The organism is Streptomyces griseoruber (genome assembly GCF_001514205.1).
GTDB lineage: Bacteria > Actinomycetota > Actinomycetes > Streptomycetales > Streptomycetaceae > Streptomyces > Streptomyces griseoruber.
Genome location: NZ_KQ948770.1, coordinates 143,389 through 157,452, shown reverse-complemented (window position 1 = coordinate 157,452; position 14,064 = coordinate 143,389). Strand labels below are relative to the sequence as shown.

The following is a 14,064-nucleotide window of genomic DNA, read 5'->3' as shown; positions in this document are numbered from 1 at the left end:
CCGAAGATGTACGACCCCACAGTCGCCCGGCTCACCTACCGGGCCCTGCTCGGCCGCCGTCGGGCCCTCATCCTGGGCGCCCTGCCCCTGCTGCTGATCGTGATCTCCGTGGTCGTACGGGCCCTGACCGGCGCCGACGACCAGACGGCCGCCGACCTGCTGGGCGGGCTCGGGCTGGCCACGATGGTGCCGATCATCGGTGTCATCGCCGGCACCGGCGCGATCGGCCCGGAGATCGACGACGGCTCCGTGGTGTACCTGCTGTCCAAGCCGATCAAGCGGCCGACGATCATCTTCACCAAGCTGATCGTGGCGGTCGCGGTGACGATGGTGTTCTCGGCCCTGCCGACGCTGATCGCCGGGTTCATCCTCAACGGCAACGGTCAGCAGATCGCCGTGGCCTACACGGTCGCGGCCCTGGTCTCCTCCATCGCCTACGCGGCACTCTTCCTGCTGCTGGGCACGGTGTCCCGGCACGCGGTGGTCTTCGGACTCGTCTACGCCCTGGTCTGGGAGGCCCTGTTCGGCTCCCTGGTGCCGGGCGCGCGCACCCTCAGCGTCCAGCAGTGGTCGCTGGCCGTCGCCCACAAGGTGGCCGGCGGGGACCTGGTCACCTCGGACGTCGGGCTGACGACGGCGACCGTGCTGCTGGTCGCGGTGACCGTCCTGGCCACCTGGTACGCGGGACAGAAGCTGCGGGCGCTGACCCTGGCGGGCGAGGAGTAGAAGGGGCGGGGAGTGCGGCCGCCGTCGCTCCTGACGGTGGCTTCACCTCCTCCCGGGCACACTGGGCCGAAGGACTGCGGCCCATCAGAAGGTCAGGAGGCCGGGGATGGCAGACAAGACGTCACAGCGCGGCGGCCGCGAGGAATCGGGAGACGAGATCTGGGACGACCTCGTCCTGGACGGGGACTTCGTCCGGGCCGCCGAGACGTCCGAGCCGTCCGCCCGGGCCCGGATGCTCGCCGCACGCTGGCGCGCCCAGGAGCCCGAGCCACAGCCGTGGCGCTCCGACGAGCCGCCCGCCGGATGGTTCTTCAGCAAGGCCCGCCGCCGCAGGTGGCGCCGCCGGTAGCACACCTGTTTTATTCAGTGGCGCCCAACTCGCGCACCGGGCACAGTGGTTGTCGTCCACCACGAGCTGGGAGAGGAGCGGGGCGATGTCCATGCACGGCAGTACGTCCAGCTCCCGACAGGGCAGCCGGCGGCGGGCTTCGGAGTAGTTACCCCTCCGTGAAGCCCAAGTCGCACGGGGAGCTGCCCGGGGCGGCCGCTTCGAGCACGCGATGTCGCTCTCGCGTGGGCCGCCCACCCGGAGGATTGGCCGAGTGGTAAGGCACTGGCTTGCTAAGCCAAGGTCGGGCCTGAAAAGCCCGCGCACGTTCGATTCGTGCATCCTCCGCAAGACATGGCAAACCTCAGCCGAGCAGACGCTCCACGACCACCGCGACCCCGTCCTCCTCGTTCGAGGACGTCACCTCGTCGGCGACGGCCTTCAGTTCCTCATGGGCGTTGGCCATGGCCACCCCCCGCGAGGCCCACGCGAACATGGGAAGGTCATTGGGCATGTCGCCGAAGGCGATGGTCTCGGCGGCCTTCACACCCAGCCGACGAGCCGCCAGGGAGAGCCCCGTCGCCTTGGACAGCCCCAGGGGCAGCAGCTCCACGATGCCCTCGCCGGCCATCGCGACGGTCACGAAACCGCCCGCGGCCCGGTGCGCGGCCTCGGCCAGCTCGTCGTCCGTGAGGGTCGGATGCTGTATGTAGATCTTGCTCAGCGGCGCGGCCCACAGATCGGACGCGTCCGTGAAGGGCGTCGAGGGCAGCCTGCCGGTGACCGAGTAGCCGGGCCCGACCAGCACATCGCCGTCCAGCCCGTCCCGGCTCGCCGCCAGGTACAGCGGGCCGACCTCCGCCTCGATCTTCGCGAGGGCCACCCCGGCGAGCTGCCGGTCCAGGGTCACCGAGGTCAGCAGCCGGTGCTCGCCGGCGTCGTACACCTGGGCGCCCTGGCCGCAGACCGCGAGGCCCTCGTAGCCGAGGTCGTCGAGGATGTGCCGGGTCCAGGGGACCCCGCGGCCGGTGACGACGATGTGCGCCGCGCCCGCCGCGGTGGCGGCGGCGAGCGCGTCACGGGTGCGCCGCGAGACCGACTCGTCGGAGCGCAGGAGCGTTCCGTCGAGGTCGGTCGCGATCAACCGGTAGGGGAACCCCCCGGAGGGAGATGTGCTGCTCACTTGGCGGTCGGCTCCAGGACCTCTCGGCCGCCGAGGTAGGGGCGCAGCACCTCGGGCACCCGCACCGAACCGTCGGCCTGCTGGTGGTTCTCCAGGATGGCGACGATCGTGCGCGGCACGGCGCACAGGGTGCCGTTGAGCGTGGCCAGGGGGCGGACCTGCTTGCCCTCGCGGAGTCGGATCGACAGCCGGCGGGACTGGAACTCGGTGCAGTCCGAGGTCGAGGTCAGCTCACGGTACTTGCCCTGGGTCGGGATCCACGCCTCGCAGTCGAACTTGCGGGCGGCCGAGGAGCCGAGGTCACCGGTGGCGACGTCGATCACCCGGAACGGCAGCTCCAGCGAGGTCAGCCACTGCTTCTCCCACTCCAGCAGACGCTGGTGCTCGGCCTCCGAGTCGTCGGGGTGGACGTAGGAGAACATCTCGACCTTGTCGAACTGGTGGACGCGGAAGATGCCCTTGGTGTCCTTGCCGTGCGAACCGGCCTCGCGGCGGAAGCAGGGCGAGAAGCCCGCGTAGCGCATCGGAAGGCGCTCGGCGTCGATGATCTCGTCCATGTGGTACGCGGCGAGCGGGACCTCGGAGGTGCCGACCAGATAGAGGTCGTCCTTGTCGAGGTGGTAGACGTCCTGGGCCGCCTGGCCGAGGAAGCCGGTGCCCGCCATCGACTGGGGGCGCACCAGGGCCGGGGTGAGCATCGGTGTGAAGCCGGCCGCCGTGGCCTGCGCGATCGCCGCGTTGACCAGGGCCAGCTCCAGCAGTGCGCCCACGCCGGTCAGGAAGTAGAAGCGGGAGCCGGAGACCTTCGCGCCGCGCTCGACGTCGATCGCGCCGAGCAGCTGGCCGAGCTCCAGGTGGTCCTTGGGCTCGAAGCCCTCGGCGCCGAAGTCACGGATCGTGCCGTGCGTCTCGAGGGTGACGAAGTCCTCCTCGCCGCCGACGGGCACGTCGGGGTGGACGAGGTTGCCGAGCCTGAGCAGCAGCTCCTGGGTCTCGGCGTCGGCGGCGTCGCGCTCGGCGTCGGCTGCCTTGACGTCGGCGGCGAGCTGGCCGGCCTGCTTCAGCAGTTCGGCCTTCTCCTCGGCGGAGGCCTTGGGGATCAGCTTGCCGAGCGACTTCTGTTCGTTGCGCAGTTCGTCGAAGCGGACGCCGGACGACCTGCGCCGCTCGTCGGCGGACAGGAGAGCGTCGACGAGCGCGACGTCCTCTCCACGGGCGCGCTGGGAGGCGCGCACACGGTCGGGGTCCTCACGGAGCAGGCGAAGGTCAATCACGCGGTCAAGGCTACCGGTGCGTGGTTGCGGCTCACGACTCACTATTCCGAACCGCGCGCCGAACGTTCCGAATCACGGCTTACGTTCCGTTATGAGGGAATTGCCGAACGTGTCAAGGAAAAGTGTCTCATTCCCTGGGACGGGGCATGTGACGGGCGTCGCATTGACTCGATTTCCTTGCGCGGAGCGGGACTTGGGTGCGGGGTTGTCCACAGGGGTCCACACCCCGAGTGAGTTATCCACAGGGTGTGCGAAAGGTCTGTGGACATCGGACTCGATCATTCCGAGATGCCTCGACGGCACGAGGAATTGCCGTCCCTGACGCCCGCCACCCCCACTTTCGAGTGGAAATGGGTCGCCCCAAAGGATTGATCGAAGGAAACGGGTGGACGAAGGGTGATGTGCGTGGCTGTGGACCTGCTTGGACCCTCCAGGGCGATTTGTCGACTGGATGGCACTTCGTTGTCGACTTGTCCCCAGGTCGAGAAGCCCACCTGTGGATAACTTCTGTGGATAACGAAGATGTGGAGGGAGGACCGGACCGGACTCGCCCTGCGGCGGTTCTAGAACCGACCGTCCTGGCAGCGCGCGACCCAGTCGGCCGCCGCCACGAACGCGCTGTCCGAAGTCCCGGTCAGCGGAGCGGGTACGTCCGCCGCGGTCACGTTCGCGCGCGGGTACGAGCCGAGGAAGCGCACATCGCGGCAGATCCGCTTCAGCCCCATCAGCGCGTCCGCCACCCGGCGGTCGGTGATGTGCCCCTCGGCGTCGATGCAGAAGCAGTAGTTGCCGATGCCGGCGCCCGTCGGCCGGGACTGCAGCACCATGAGGTTGATGCCACGGGTGGCGAACTCGCCCAGCAGATCGCGCAGCCCGCCGGGGTGGTCGTCGCGCTGCCACAGCACGATCGACGTCTTGTCCGCGCCCGTCGGTGCCGCCGGCCGGGCGGGTCGGCCGACGAGCACGAACCGGGTCTGGGCGTTCTCGGCGTCGTGGATCCCGGTCTCCAGGGCGGCGAGGCCGTACCGGGAGGCCGCGAACTCGCCCGCGAAGGCGGCGTCGTAGCGGCCCTCCTGGACCAGCCGGGCGGCGTCCGCGTTCGAGGCGGCCGACTCCCAGACGGCTTCGGGGAGGTTCGCCTTCAGCCAGTTGCGCACCTGGGGCTGGGCGGCCGGATGCGCGGAGACCGTCTTGATGTCCGACAGCGCGGTGCCGGGCCGCACCAGCAGCGCGAAGGTGATCGACAGCAGCACCTCGCGGTAGATCATCAGCGGCTCGCCCGCTACCAGCTCGTCCAGGGTGGTGGTGATCCCGCCCTCGACGGAGTTCTCGATCGGCACGAACGCGGCCTCGGCCTCGCCACCGCGCACCGCGTCGAGCGCCGACTGCACCGACACATAGGGGATCAGCTGCCGGGTGGCGGTCTCCGGAAGCGTGCGCAGGGCGACCTCCGTGAAGGTGCCCTCGGGACCGAGATACGCATAGCTCGCTGGCATGACCTCACCCTAATGGCCCTTGCGGGACCACGGACCGCTGTCTCACGAGCACCCCTCCCACGAATGAATCCGCGTAACCCCGGGCGCGCGCGTTGGACCAGACCGGAGAACCGGCCAGCCCCATGACCCCCACCTCACCCTTCCAGCAACGCCTGCCCCACATATCCCCCCGCCGCCGCGCCGCCGGGCACCGCGAAGAGGCCGCTCGACTCATGGCGGATGTACTTCGACAGGGCGTCCCCGCGGTCCAGCTTGCGCTGGACGGTGACGAAACCGCGCAGCGGGTCGGCCTGCCAGCAGACGAACAGCAGGCCCGCGTCGGGGGTGCCGTCCGGGTCGATGCCGTCGTGGAAGGAGAAGGGCCGCCGCAGCATGGCCGCGCCGCCGTTCTGATCGGGCCGGGTGATCCGGGCGTGCGCGTTGAGCGGGACGACCAGATCGCCGTTCGCGTCGGTCTTCTCCAGGTCCATCGCGGTCGTCTCACCGCCCCCGGTCAGCGGCGCCCCGTCGGCCTTGCGCCGCCCGATGACCTGCTCCTGTGCCGTGAGCGAGAGCTTCTCCCAGTCGTCGAGGAGCATGCGGATACGGCGTACGACGGCGTAGGAGCCGTTCGCCATCCAGGCGGGGTCCTTGGTGCTCTTCGCGGGCACGAAGATGCGCTCGTCGAAGTCGGACTCGGTCGGCTTGGGATTGCGGGTGCCGTCCATCTGGCCCATCAGATTGCGGGCCGTCATGGGGTGGGCGGTGGCGCCCGGAGTGCGGTTGAAGCCGTTCATCTGCCAGCGGACCTTCGCCGCGCTGCCGGCGTCCTTCTGGATCGCGCGCAGGGCGTGGAAGGCGACCAGGGCGTCGTCCGCGCCGATCTGCACCCAGAGGTCACCGTTGCTGCGGGTCTTGTCGAGGTGGTCGGAGGAGAAGTCGGGCAGCGGGTCCAGGGCGACCGGGCGCTGCTTCTCCAGACCGGTACGCGCGAAGAAGCTGTTGCCGAAGCCGAAGGTGATCGTCAGCGAGGACGGCCCCGCGTCCCGGGCGATGTCCGTGTCGTCGTTGGGGGCCGCCTCGCCCGCCATCAGCAGGCGGGCCGTCTCCGACCAGCGGCGCAGCAGTGCGGCGGCCTCCTTGCGGCCCGCACCGGCCGCCAGGTCGAAGGCCACCAGATGCCCTCGCGCCTGGAGACCCTGGGTGATGCCGGGCTGGTGTTTCACGTGAAACGGCGCCTGCCCCGCGCCGATCGAGGACAGCGGGGTCGCCTGGGCGGGAGCCGCCGCATAACCGGCGGTCGCGCCCGCGGCCCCGAGCACCAGCCCGGTGGCACCGGCGGTGCCGAGCAGCTTGCGCCGGGTCAGCCGCGTCGCCCCCTCCTCGGAGGAGGTGATCGCCGGCTCATGAACTTCGGTGGTGGACTGGTCAGGCATGGTGCGGTTCAGCCGATCTGCGCGTTCTTGGAGACGGTCACCTGGTCGATGTCGGAGGTCCGCACGGTCACGGCGATCTTCCATTCGCCGGCCATCGGGATCTGCACCCCGTTCGCCGCCCAGTGGCCGGTGGTGATGTGGTCGGGGACGACGGGCAGCGGCCCGATGTTCTTGGCTTCGAGGGTGAAGGCGACCTTGACCTCGGGGACGTCGAAGCCGCGTCCGTTGGGCCGGGTCACATAGACGTGCATCTCGTTGGCGCCGGTCCGGGCGGGGTCGATGTCCACGCTGACGACCCCCTTGCCGTCGGTGCCGCCGGTGTCGAAGGACATGTCCAGCGTCAGGGCACCCGAGGTGGAGTCCGAGGAGTCCGTGGAGTCCGAGGAGGAGGCGGACGACGAGCCGGCCTTGGCGGCCTCCAGCTCCGTACGGCCCGGCTCGGTCGAGGTCAGCATGGTGGTGACGGCGAGAAGTACGACGGCGACACCGGCCTCGGCGAGCACCGAGCGGCGCAGCCCGAACCGGTGGGGGTCACCGTCCCGCAGCCGCTTCTCCCGCGCGGTGTCCACGGCGGCCTGCTGCCGCGCGAGCTGCGCGGCCCGCCGCGCGTCACCGGCACCGCCGGAAGCCTTCGAGTCCCCGGCCCCCTTCGAGTCCCCGGCACTCTTGGACTCACCGGCACTCTTGGACTCACCGGCGTCCGTGGACTCACCGGCCCGCGCGGGAGCGGTCACGTGCTCCTTGGCAGGCTCCTCTGCCTCTTCCCCGGCTTCCCCGGCTTCCCCGGCGACGACCGCCGTGTCCCCCAGCCGGACCGTCCACCGCCGGGAGATCCAGGCGATGCCGACGAGCACGGCCACCAGGCAGATCTTCACCAGGAGCAGCCGGCCGTAACGGGTCTCGGTGAAGGCCGACCAGGAGCCGAGCTGGCGCCAGGACTGGTAGACGCCGGTCGCGACCAGGGCGATGACGCTGCCGAAGGCGACCTGGGAGAAGCGGCGGACCGCCCCGGCCTCGACGGGCCGGTCCACGGGCGCCCGGTACAGGGCGACGAGCAGCGCGGCGAGCCCGCCCAGCCAGGTGGCGACCGCCAGCAGGTGCAGGATGTCGACCGGCATCGCGATGCCCGGCTGCAGCCCGGTCGAGGCGTGCTCGGCCATGGCCCAGCTCGCCGCGAGCCCCGCGGCCACGACGGTCCCGCCGACCGCGAGCCCGAAGGTGAGGTCCCGCTTCTCCTCGTCCTCGCGCTTGTCGTACGCGCCGAACAGGACGGCGATGAACAGCGCCGCCGCGGCGAGCAGCAGCAGCCGGGAGACGAGCGCCGCGCCCGTCTTGGTCTGGAGGACCTGACCGAGCAGCTCCAGGTCGAAGATGTCACCGACCTTCCCGGAGCTGGCGTAGGAGCCGCGCAGGAGCAGCAGGAACAGCGTGGCCGCGGTCATCGTGAGCCAGCCGGAGACCACCAGCCGTTGCAGGGCCCGTACCCCGCTGCCGCGCTGCCAGCAGGCCAGTACGAAGGCGCCGCCGCCGACCATCACGATGAAGCCGGCGTACGACATGTACCGCCCGAAGCCGTAGAGCCGGCCGACGACCCCGCCGCCGGCCGTCTGGTCGGAGACCGAGACGCTGGTCTTCGAGGCGGAGCCGATGGAGAAGGTGTAGGCGCCGGCGACGGGATGGCTGTCGGCGGACACCACCTGGTAGGTCACGGTGTACGTGCCGTCGGGCAGCCCCGAGTGCAGCTGCACGGCGTACGAGGTGCCGCTGGTGTTGGACGGTTTGCCCTCGTCGACCCGGGCGCCCTTGGGGTCGAGGACGCGCAGCGAGTCGTCGTTCAGGGAGACGGTCTCGGAGAAGGTCAGCGTCACCTGGGTGGGTGCCTTGTCGACCACCACTCCCTGCGCGGGGTCGCTGCCCGTCAGCGCGGCATGCGCGGCGGCCGGTCCGGCACCGGCGAGAAGCGCGCCGGTGACCGCCAGGAACAGCAGCACGATCATCCGGACGCGGGGGGCGATGGTCTGCCTCACGGTGGTCCTTCCCTCAGTGGCCGGTCTTGGGGCTGTAGACGGCCGACTCCACCGGGATCTCGACCTTCAGCGGGCCGGACTCGGCGAAGTGCAGTTCGACGTCGACCGTCTCGCCCTGCACCGGCTTGCGCTTCAGCTTCTCGAACATCAGATGGTTTCCCCCGCTCTTGAACACGAGTTGACCGTGCGCGGGCACCGCCAGCGAGGTGACCTCCTCCATCGAGGACCCGACGGTCTCGTGGAGGGTGACACTGCCGGCGACGGCACTGGTGACGGAGGTCAGTTCGTCCTTCGCGCCGCCCTTGTTGACGACGGTGAGGAAACCGGCGGCCATGGTGTCGGAGACGGGCTGCGGTATGTAGGGGGACTCGACGGACAGTTCGGCCTTCCCGTCGGAGCCGCAGCCCGCGAGCACGAACGCTCCGGCGATCACCACCGCGGTGGCCGCCGCGGGGCGCCTCACGGGTTCTGCCCCTTCATGATCTTGGGCAGGTCCTTGGTGTAGTCGTCGACCGTGGCGTCCTCGCCGTACAGCAGGTAGCCGCCGTCCGTCTTCGGGGAGAAGGCGATGACCTGGGTGCCGTGGGTGGAGACCATCTTGCCGTTCTTGTCCTTGTGCGGCGGCTCGACGGAGATGCCGACGGTGCGGGCGGCGGCCTGGATGGTGGCGAACTTGCCGGTGAGGCCGACGACCTGCGGGTCGATGCCCTTGAGCCACTTGCCGAGCGCGGCCGGGGTGTCCCGGTCCGGGTCGGTGGTGACGAACACCACGCGCAGCTCGTCCTGGTCGGCCTTGGAGAGCTGCTTCTTGGCGACGGCGATGTTGCTCATCGTCAGCGGGCAGACGTCCGGGCAGTTGGTGTAGCCGAAGTAGATCAGCGTGGGGTGGCCCTCGGTCTCCTTGCGGAGGTCGTACGACGTGCCCTGGGTGTCGGTGAGGACCAGGTCCGGCTTGGTGAACGGCTGGTCGAGCACGGTCGCGGCCTGCTGTTTGCCGTTCTCCTCGGAGACGGCGGCGACGGAGGTGTCGGCGCTGTCGCCGCTGCCGCAGGCGGAGAGGGTGAGGGTGGCGGCGGCGAGCAGCGCGGCCGCGGCGAACGTCTTCTTGCGCATAGAGGAATGTCCCAGATGTGTGAACTCCGGTACGCACCGGGGCCCGTGCGTCGTCCGTGCGGCTGCACGGGCCCGGTGCGTACGGCGGTACGGCGGTGGAGCGGGGGCGGTCAGGCGTCGGACGTCGTACGGCGGCGGCCGGCGAGCACGCCGTAGGCCACCCCGGCGGCGCCGACGACGATGCCGACCACTCCGAGGACCCGGGCGGTGGTGTCGCTGCCGCCGGAGGAGTCGGCGGCGGCCTCGGTGGTCGCGGAGGCGGCCTTGGCGTCGTCGGAGGACTCGTCGGACTCGTCCGAGGCGTCCTCGGCGGTGGCCGCGCCGCCGTGGTGGTCCTCGGTGGCGGTGGACAGGGCGAGCACGGGCGCCGGGTTCTCCGGCTCCTCCGCGCCGTCCTCCTGGACCTCGATCCAGCGCACGACCTCGCCGCCCGAGTAGGTCTGGACCGCCTTGAAGACCAGTTCGTCCGTGTCCTCGGGCAGGGCGCCCATGGAAACCGGGAACCGCTGGATGTAGCCGGGCTCGATGCCCTTGCCGTCGGCGGTCCAGGTGACCTTGGAGACCGCCTCGTTGATCTTCTGGCCGTGCACCTCGAGCGGCTTGGCGAGCTTGGTCTTGGTGACGGTGGCCTTCCAGCCGGCGATCTTCTCCGGCATCACCGAGGCCAGCGGGTGGTCGGTCGGGAAGCTCACCTCGAGCTTGGTGGTCGAGGCGTCGTCGCGCTCGTTCGGAACGCGGAAGTTGACCAGGGCGTAGCCGCCCTTCGCGGCCGTGCCGTCCGGCTGCACGCTGACGTGCGCGAACGCGGGCGAGGACAGCAGGAGGACGGTGGAACCGGCGACGGCAGCGGCGGCGGCGATACGAGAGGCCTGCATGGCGAGGAGCACTCCACTCCGGGTGAGGTCTGACGACAGGGTCGGACGGTGGGAGGCGTACGCGACGGGCCGCAGGGGACCGGCGGGAAGGCCGGGAGGGCCGGCGGGAAGCGCGCACGCACGCGTGCCGCACGACAGCGGCCACCCCTCCCACGGAGTGCTGGTCGTGTCGCGTCAGGCAGCGAGGACGAGGACGTCCCCGGCCGGCGGGCCGCGCCTGATCACCGTGTGCTGGAGTGCGGTGGTACGGGGCTGCGGGGGTGCGAGAAGGGCGGTGCGCGGGAGACGCGGCCCCGTGCCCGGTGCGGCCGGCAGCCCCGCGAGCAGGGCACGCAGCAGCGCGAGCGCCCCGCGCAGGGACCGTACGAGCGCTCCCTCGGCGACTCCGTGCGCCGACAGTTCGATCAGCCGCCGCAGGGCGAAGTCGCCGCGCCGCAGCACCCAGCCCGTGGCGAGGGCCGCGAGGAGATGCCCGAGCACCATGGGCAGCGACGGCAGCAGGGACACGGCCGGGCCGGCCGTGGACAGGGCGTCCGCCGGGTGGGCCATGGACCCCATCCCGCTCATGCCGGCCATGTCGGTGCCGTCGGCGGGGCTGTAGAGCCGGGCGTCGACGAGGATCTTCTGGGCCTGGGCGGGGCTGATCGCCGCCGCCGTCGCCCCGCACACCAGCCGGGCCGCCCGCGCGACGAGCGCGGCGTCGGACGCCGACAGCGCGCCGCTGGTCGTGGCGGCGGTGTGCTGACCGAGCCCGAACAGGGTGTGCAGCACGGTCTGTCCGACCGCGAGCAGCGCCACCACGCCCGGCAGCGAACGCTCGCGCCCGGCAAACGGCACCACGATGGCGAGGGCGCCGAGGAAACCCGCGCCCAGCGTCCACAGCGGAACGGAGGCGCAGGAGGCCATGGTGTGCCCGGCCGCGGCCAGCACGACACAGACCGCGGTGAACACCGCGGCCCGCAGCAGGCGGACCTCGTGGGGGGCAGTCATGGCGGCCTCATCATCGCACTGGCCTTACGACCCCCACACGGCAGGTCCACACGATGCGGTACGGCTGTCCACGCCGCGGAAGATCACTTTCCGGCGGGGCCGGTGCGACTGATACCTCCTGAGCACCACATACACCGATTCTTGTCATCCGTGCATCCCCCATATGGGCGGCATCACGCGGAATTCGCGCTTACACAAGCGTCCGGGCGGCAATACGTATCGGTATGTCGAGCCGCGGCCAGGAGGCTGGAGCATGAGCATCTGGTGGTCACTCCATCTGCGGCGCGAAGCCGCGAGTGTTCCGCTCGCCCGCCGTCTGCTGCTCGGGACGATGGAGACGGCGGGAGTCGATCCCGACGTGAGCTACGACCTCTCGGTCGCGCTGAGCGAGGCCTGTGCCAACGCCGTGGAGCACGGCGGGGAGTACGCGCGCGGCGGTCCCTCGGAGGCGTACCGGGTCACCGCGTATCTCGACGGCGAGAAGTGCCGGATCGAGGTGGCCGACTCCGGCCCCGGCTTCACCGCGGACCGCCCGGCGCCCGCGCCGGTGCGCACGAGCACGGACGCCGAACAGGGCAGAGGCCTCTTCCTCATCCAGGAACTCGCCGACCACGTCCACATCGGCAACACCCCGGGGCGCGGCGGAGCGGTGGTCAGCTTCGACAAGACCTTGAAGTGGCGCAAGGACGCCCCGCTGATGGCCGTATGACACCGCCTCAGGCCACCTGAACGGTACGGAACTTCAGGTTCCTCAGCACTCACAGGTTCCTCTCAGCGTTCTTGCAGGCCGCTGATGGACTGCGTTCCTAATTTCCTGGTCATGACGGGAAACCACAAAGACACCAGCATCACCCGGCGCCGCGCTCTCGTGGTGACGGGTGGCACGGTCGCGGCCGGCGGACTCGCCGTCGCCGGCTACCAGGCGGCGTTCGCCGACACCACCACGGACACCGAGGCGACCGCGGACGCCACCTCGACCAGCGGTGAGTGCATGACGCTGATGAGCAGCGTCACGGAAGGGCCCTACTACCTCGACGGTGCCTTGGTGCGCAAGGACATCACCGAGGGCAAGAGCGGCGTACCGCTGACCCTGCGGCTCACCGTCGTCGACGCCACCGACGGCTGCACCCCGGTCAAGGGCGCCGCGGTCGAGATCTGGCACTGCGACGCCTGGGGCTACTACTCCGGCTACACCACCGCCAACCCCGGCGGCTCGGCCCCCGCCGAGAGCGAGGACGGCTCCACCGCCAACGACAACACCTACCTGCGCGGCTACCAGGTCGCGAACGCCAACGGGGTCGTCAAGTTCGAGACGATCTTCCCCGGCTGGTACACGCCCCGCACCTGCCACATCCACGTCAAGGTGCACACCGGCGGCGAGAAGGAGGACGGCACCTACGAGGGCGGCAAGGTCAACTTCACCGGCCAGCTCTTCTTCGACGACACGATCGCCGAGGAGATCTTCACCCTGGAGCCGTACGCGAAGCACTCCGGCAGCTACACCACCCTCGACAACGACATGGTGTACGACGGTGGCGGCGCCTCCAGCGGCCTGCTGACGCTGAAGGCCGTCCACAAGAAGGACCCCTCCCAGGGCTACAAGGGCTTCCTGACCCTCGGTGTCGACCCGGACGCCGAGAACACCGGCGCGGGCAGCGGCAGCGGCGGCGGGGACGGCGGCACCCCGCCGAGCGGTGCCCCGACGGGTGCCCCGCCGAGCGACGCGCCCACCGACTCCGCCACCACGTCCTCGTAAGGCGCGGTCATGACCAGCCGTGAGGACGACGTGCTCGCGCAGGCCGCCGTGGCCGCGCTGACCGGTCAGCTGGCCCTGGCTCCCAAGCCCGGCCTGCCCGACCCCCGTGACCTGGACGCCCGTGTCACCCGCAGGGACCACTGCGGGCTGCGCTGGTCGGCCAAGGCACTCGCACCAGGCCTTGCGGCGATGGCCGCCGCCGCCCGCCGCACCGGCGAACCCACCCCCCGGCTCCGTGCGGAGCTCGGCGCCATCGGGAGGTGCACCGAACACTCGGTGGGCCTGGCCGGCGGTGGACACCGGGGAGCCCTGTGGACGCTGGGACTGCTGGTCGCCGCGGCCGCCCTTCACCCCCGCGCGCGGGGTGCCGAGGTCGCCCAGGCCGCCAAGCGGATCGCCGCGCACCCCGACCGGGGCGCACCACGGCGGCCGTCACGCGGTTCGACGGTCTCGGCGAAGTACGGCGCCGCAGGCGCCCGGGGCGAGGCACGCGCCGGGTTCCCTCATGTACGGCGGGCACTGGACGCCCTGGCCAAGGCACGCTCCGCCGGCGCGGGCGAGGCCGAGGCACGGCTGGACGCCCTGCTCACCGTGATGTCCACCCTCCAGGACTCCGAACTCCTGTACACGGCCGGCCCCTTGGGCCTGCGCCACGTCCAGGCGGGCGCCCGCGGAGTCCTGGAGGCGGGCGGTGCCCATACGGGCGAGGGCCGCGCGGCCCTCGCCGCCTTCGACGCGGATCTCCACGCACGCGGATGGAGCCCCCGAGGAAGCGCGGGTCTCCTGGCGGGCGCCCTCTTCGTGGATTCCCTGCCGGACATCAGAGCCACCCCTTAGGGGCACGGGCACCCCGCGACGACGGCCGGGCACCCGTCGGTACC

The 14,064-nt window shown here is 71.0% G+C and carries 14 protein-coding genes and 1 tRNA gene; 6 read left to right on the top strand and 9 right to left on the bottom strand.

From position 1 onward, the window contains the following. Positions 1-6 precede the first annotated feature (6 nt). From AQJ64_RS21330 to AQJ64_RS21320, 3 genes are all read left to right on the top strand, one after another. Positions 7-726, top strand: coding sequence for an ABC transporter permease subunit (locus AQJ64_RS21330; protein ID WP_055632244.1), 720 nt, complete (start codon positions 7-9; stop codon positions 724-726). A 106-nt stretch (positions 727-832) separates the two neighbouring features. Then, positions 833-1,075 (top strand): SGM_3592 family protein, encoded by a 243-nt coding sequence (locus tag AQJ64_RS21325; RefSeq protein WP_055632243.1) that lies wholly within the window; start codon positions 833-835, stop codon positions 1,073-1,075. 239 nt (positions 1,076-1,314) lie between these two features. After that, positions 1,315-1,402, top strand: a tRNA-Ser gene (locus AQJ64_RS21320). Positions 1,403-1,418: 16 nt separating this feature from the next. On the opposite strand, the gene AQJ64_RS21315 is transcribed toward AQJ64_RS21320, so the two are convergent. The 9 genes from AQJ64_RS21315 to AQJ64_RS21275 form a co-directional block, all read right to left on the bottom strand. Beyond that, positions 1,419-2,237 carry an HAD family hydrolase gene (locus AQJ64_RS21315; RefSeq protein WP_055632242.1) on the bottom strand — a complete coding sequence of 273 codons (819 nt, stop codon included), beginning with the start codon at positions 2,235-2,237 and terminating at the stop codon, positions 1,419-1,421. After that, on the bottom strand, positions 2,234-3,511 hold the full coding sequence (gene serS, locus AQJ64_RS21310; RefSeq protein WP_055632241.1) for a serine--tRNA ligase: 1,278 nt from the start codon (positions 3,509-3,511) through the stop codon (positions 2,234-2,236). Before serS ends, AQJ64_RS21315 begins: the two co-directional genes overlap by 4 nt. Positions 3,512-4,074: 563 nt before the next feature. After that, positions 4,075-5,007, bottom strand: a complete 933-nt coding sequence (pheA, locus tag AQJ64_RS21305) for a prephenate dehydratase (RefSeq protein ID WP_055632240.1) — start codon at positions 5,005-5,007, stop codon at positions 4,075-4,077. Positions 5,008-5,141: 134 nt separating this feature from the next. Continuing rightward, a complete protein-coding gene (gene efeB / locus AQJ64_RS21300) occupies positions 5,142-6,422 on the bottom strand; it encodes an iron uptake transporter deferrochelatase/peroxidase subunit (protein WP_055632239.1) in 1,281 nt (426 codons plus the stop codon). 8 nt (positions 6,423-6,430) lie between these two features. Continuing rightward, positions 6,431-8,449, bottom strand: coding sequence for a copper resistance CopC/CopD family protein (locus tag AQJ64_RS21295; protein ID WP_055632238.1), 2,019 nt, complete (start codon positions 8,447-8,449; stop codon positions 6,431-6,433). A gap of 13 nt (positions 8,450-8,462) precedes the next feature. Beyond that, entirely contained in the window at positions 8,463-8,912 is a 450-nt protein-coding gene (locus tag AQJ64_RS21290; RefSeq protein ID WP_055632237.1) for a copper chaperone PCu(A)C, read from the bottom strand. Continuing rightward, a complete protein-coding gene (locus AQJ64_RS21285) occupies positions 8,909-9,562 on the bottom strand; it encodes an SCO family protein (RefSeq protein ID WP_055632236.1) in 654 nt (217 codons plus the stop codon). Before AQJ64_RS21285 ends, AQJ64_RS21290 begins: the two co-directional genes overlap by 4 nt. A gap of 110 nt (positions 9,563-9,672) precedes the next feature. Next, positions 9,673-10,437, bottom strand: a complete 765-nt coding sequence (locus tag AQJ64_RS21280) for a YcnI family copper-binding membrane protein (RefSeq protein ID WP_055632263.1) — start codon at positions 10,435-10,437, stop codon at positions 9,673-9,675. A 174-nt stretch (positions 10,438-10,611) separates the two neighbouring features. After that, positions 10,612-11,427 carry a hypothetical protein gene (locus AQJ64_RS21275; RefSeq protein WP_055632235.1) on the bottom strand — a complete coding sequence of 272 codons (816 nt, stop codon included), beginning with the start codon at positions 11,425-11,427 and terminating at the stop codon, positions 10,612-10,614. Positions 11,428-11,680: 253 nt separating this feature from the next. On the opposite strand from AQJ64_RS21275, the gene AQJ64_RS21270 reads away from it, so the two are divergent. From AQJ64_RS21270 to AQJ64_RS21260, 3 genes are all read left to right on the top strand, one after another. Continuing rightward, entirely contained in the window at positions 11,681-12,136 is a 456-nt protein-coding gene (locus AQJ64_RS21270) for an ATP-binding protein (RefSeq protein ID WP_055632234.1), read from the top strand. Positions 12,137-12,247: 111 nt separating this feature from the next. Next, on the top strand, positions 12,248-13,183 hold the full coding sequence (locus AQJ64_RS21265) for an intradiol ring-cleavage dioxygenase (protein WP_055632233.1): 936 nt from the start codon (positions 12,248-12,250) through the stop codon (positions 13,181-13,183). 9 nt (positions 13,184-13,192) lie between these two features. Next, positions 13,193-14,020, top strand: a complete 828-nt coding sequence (locus tag AQJ64_RS21260) for a triphosphoribosyl-dephospho-CoA synthase (protein WP_055632232.1) — start codon at positions 13,193-13,195, stop codon at positions 14,018-14,020. The last annotated feature ends 44 nt before the right edge of the window (positions 14,021-14,064 follow it).

Coding starts and splice junctions, on each gene's coding strand:
- AQJ64_RS21325 (WP_055632243.1), top strand. CDS start 833: ATGGCAGACAAGACGTCACAGCGCGGCGGCCGCGAGGAATCGGGAGAC.
- pheA (WP_055632240.1), bottom strand. CDS start 5,007: ATGCCAGCGAGCTATGCGTATCTCGGTCCCGAGGGCACCTTCACGGAG.
- AQJ64_RS21260 (WP_055632232.1), top strand. CDS start 13,193: ATGACCAGCCGTGAGGACGACGTGCTCGCGCAGGCCGCCGTGGCCGCG.
- AQJ64_RS21270 (WP_055632234.1), top strand. CDS start 11,681: ATGAGCATCTGGTGGTCACTCCATCTGCGGCGCGAAGCCGCGAGTGTT.
- AQJ64_RS21275 (WP_055632235.1), bottom strand. CDS start 11,427: ATGACTGCCCCCCACGAGGTCCGCCTGCTGCGGGCCGCGGTGTTCACC.
- AQJ64_RS21265 (WP_055632233.1), top strand. CDS start 12,248: ATGACGGGAAACCACAAAGACACCAGCATCACCCGGCGCCGCGCTCTC.
- AQJ64_RS21330 (WP_055632244.1), top strand. CDS start 7: ATGTACGACCCCACAGTCGCCCGGCTCACCTACCGGGCCCTGCTCGGC.
- AQJ64_RS21280 (WP_055632263.1), bottom strand. CDS start 10,437: ATGCAGGCCTCTCGTATCGCCGCCGCCGCTGCCGTCGCCGGTTCCACC.
- efeB (WP_055632239.1), bottom strand. CDS start 6,422: ATGCCTGACCAGTCCACCACCGAAGTTCATGAGCCGGCGATCACCTCC.
- AQJ64_RS21285 (WP_055632236.1), bottom strand. CDS start 9,562: ATGCGCAAGAAGACGTTCGCCGCGGCCGCGCTGCTCGCCGCCGCCACC.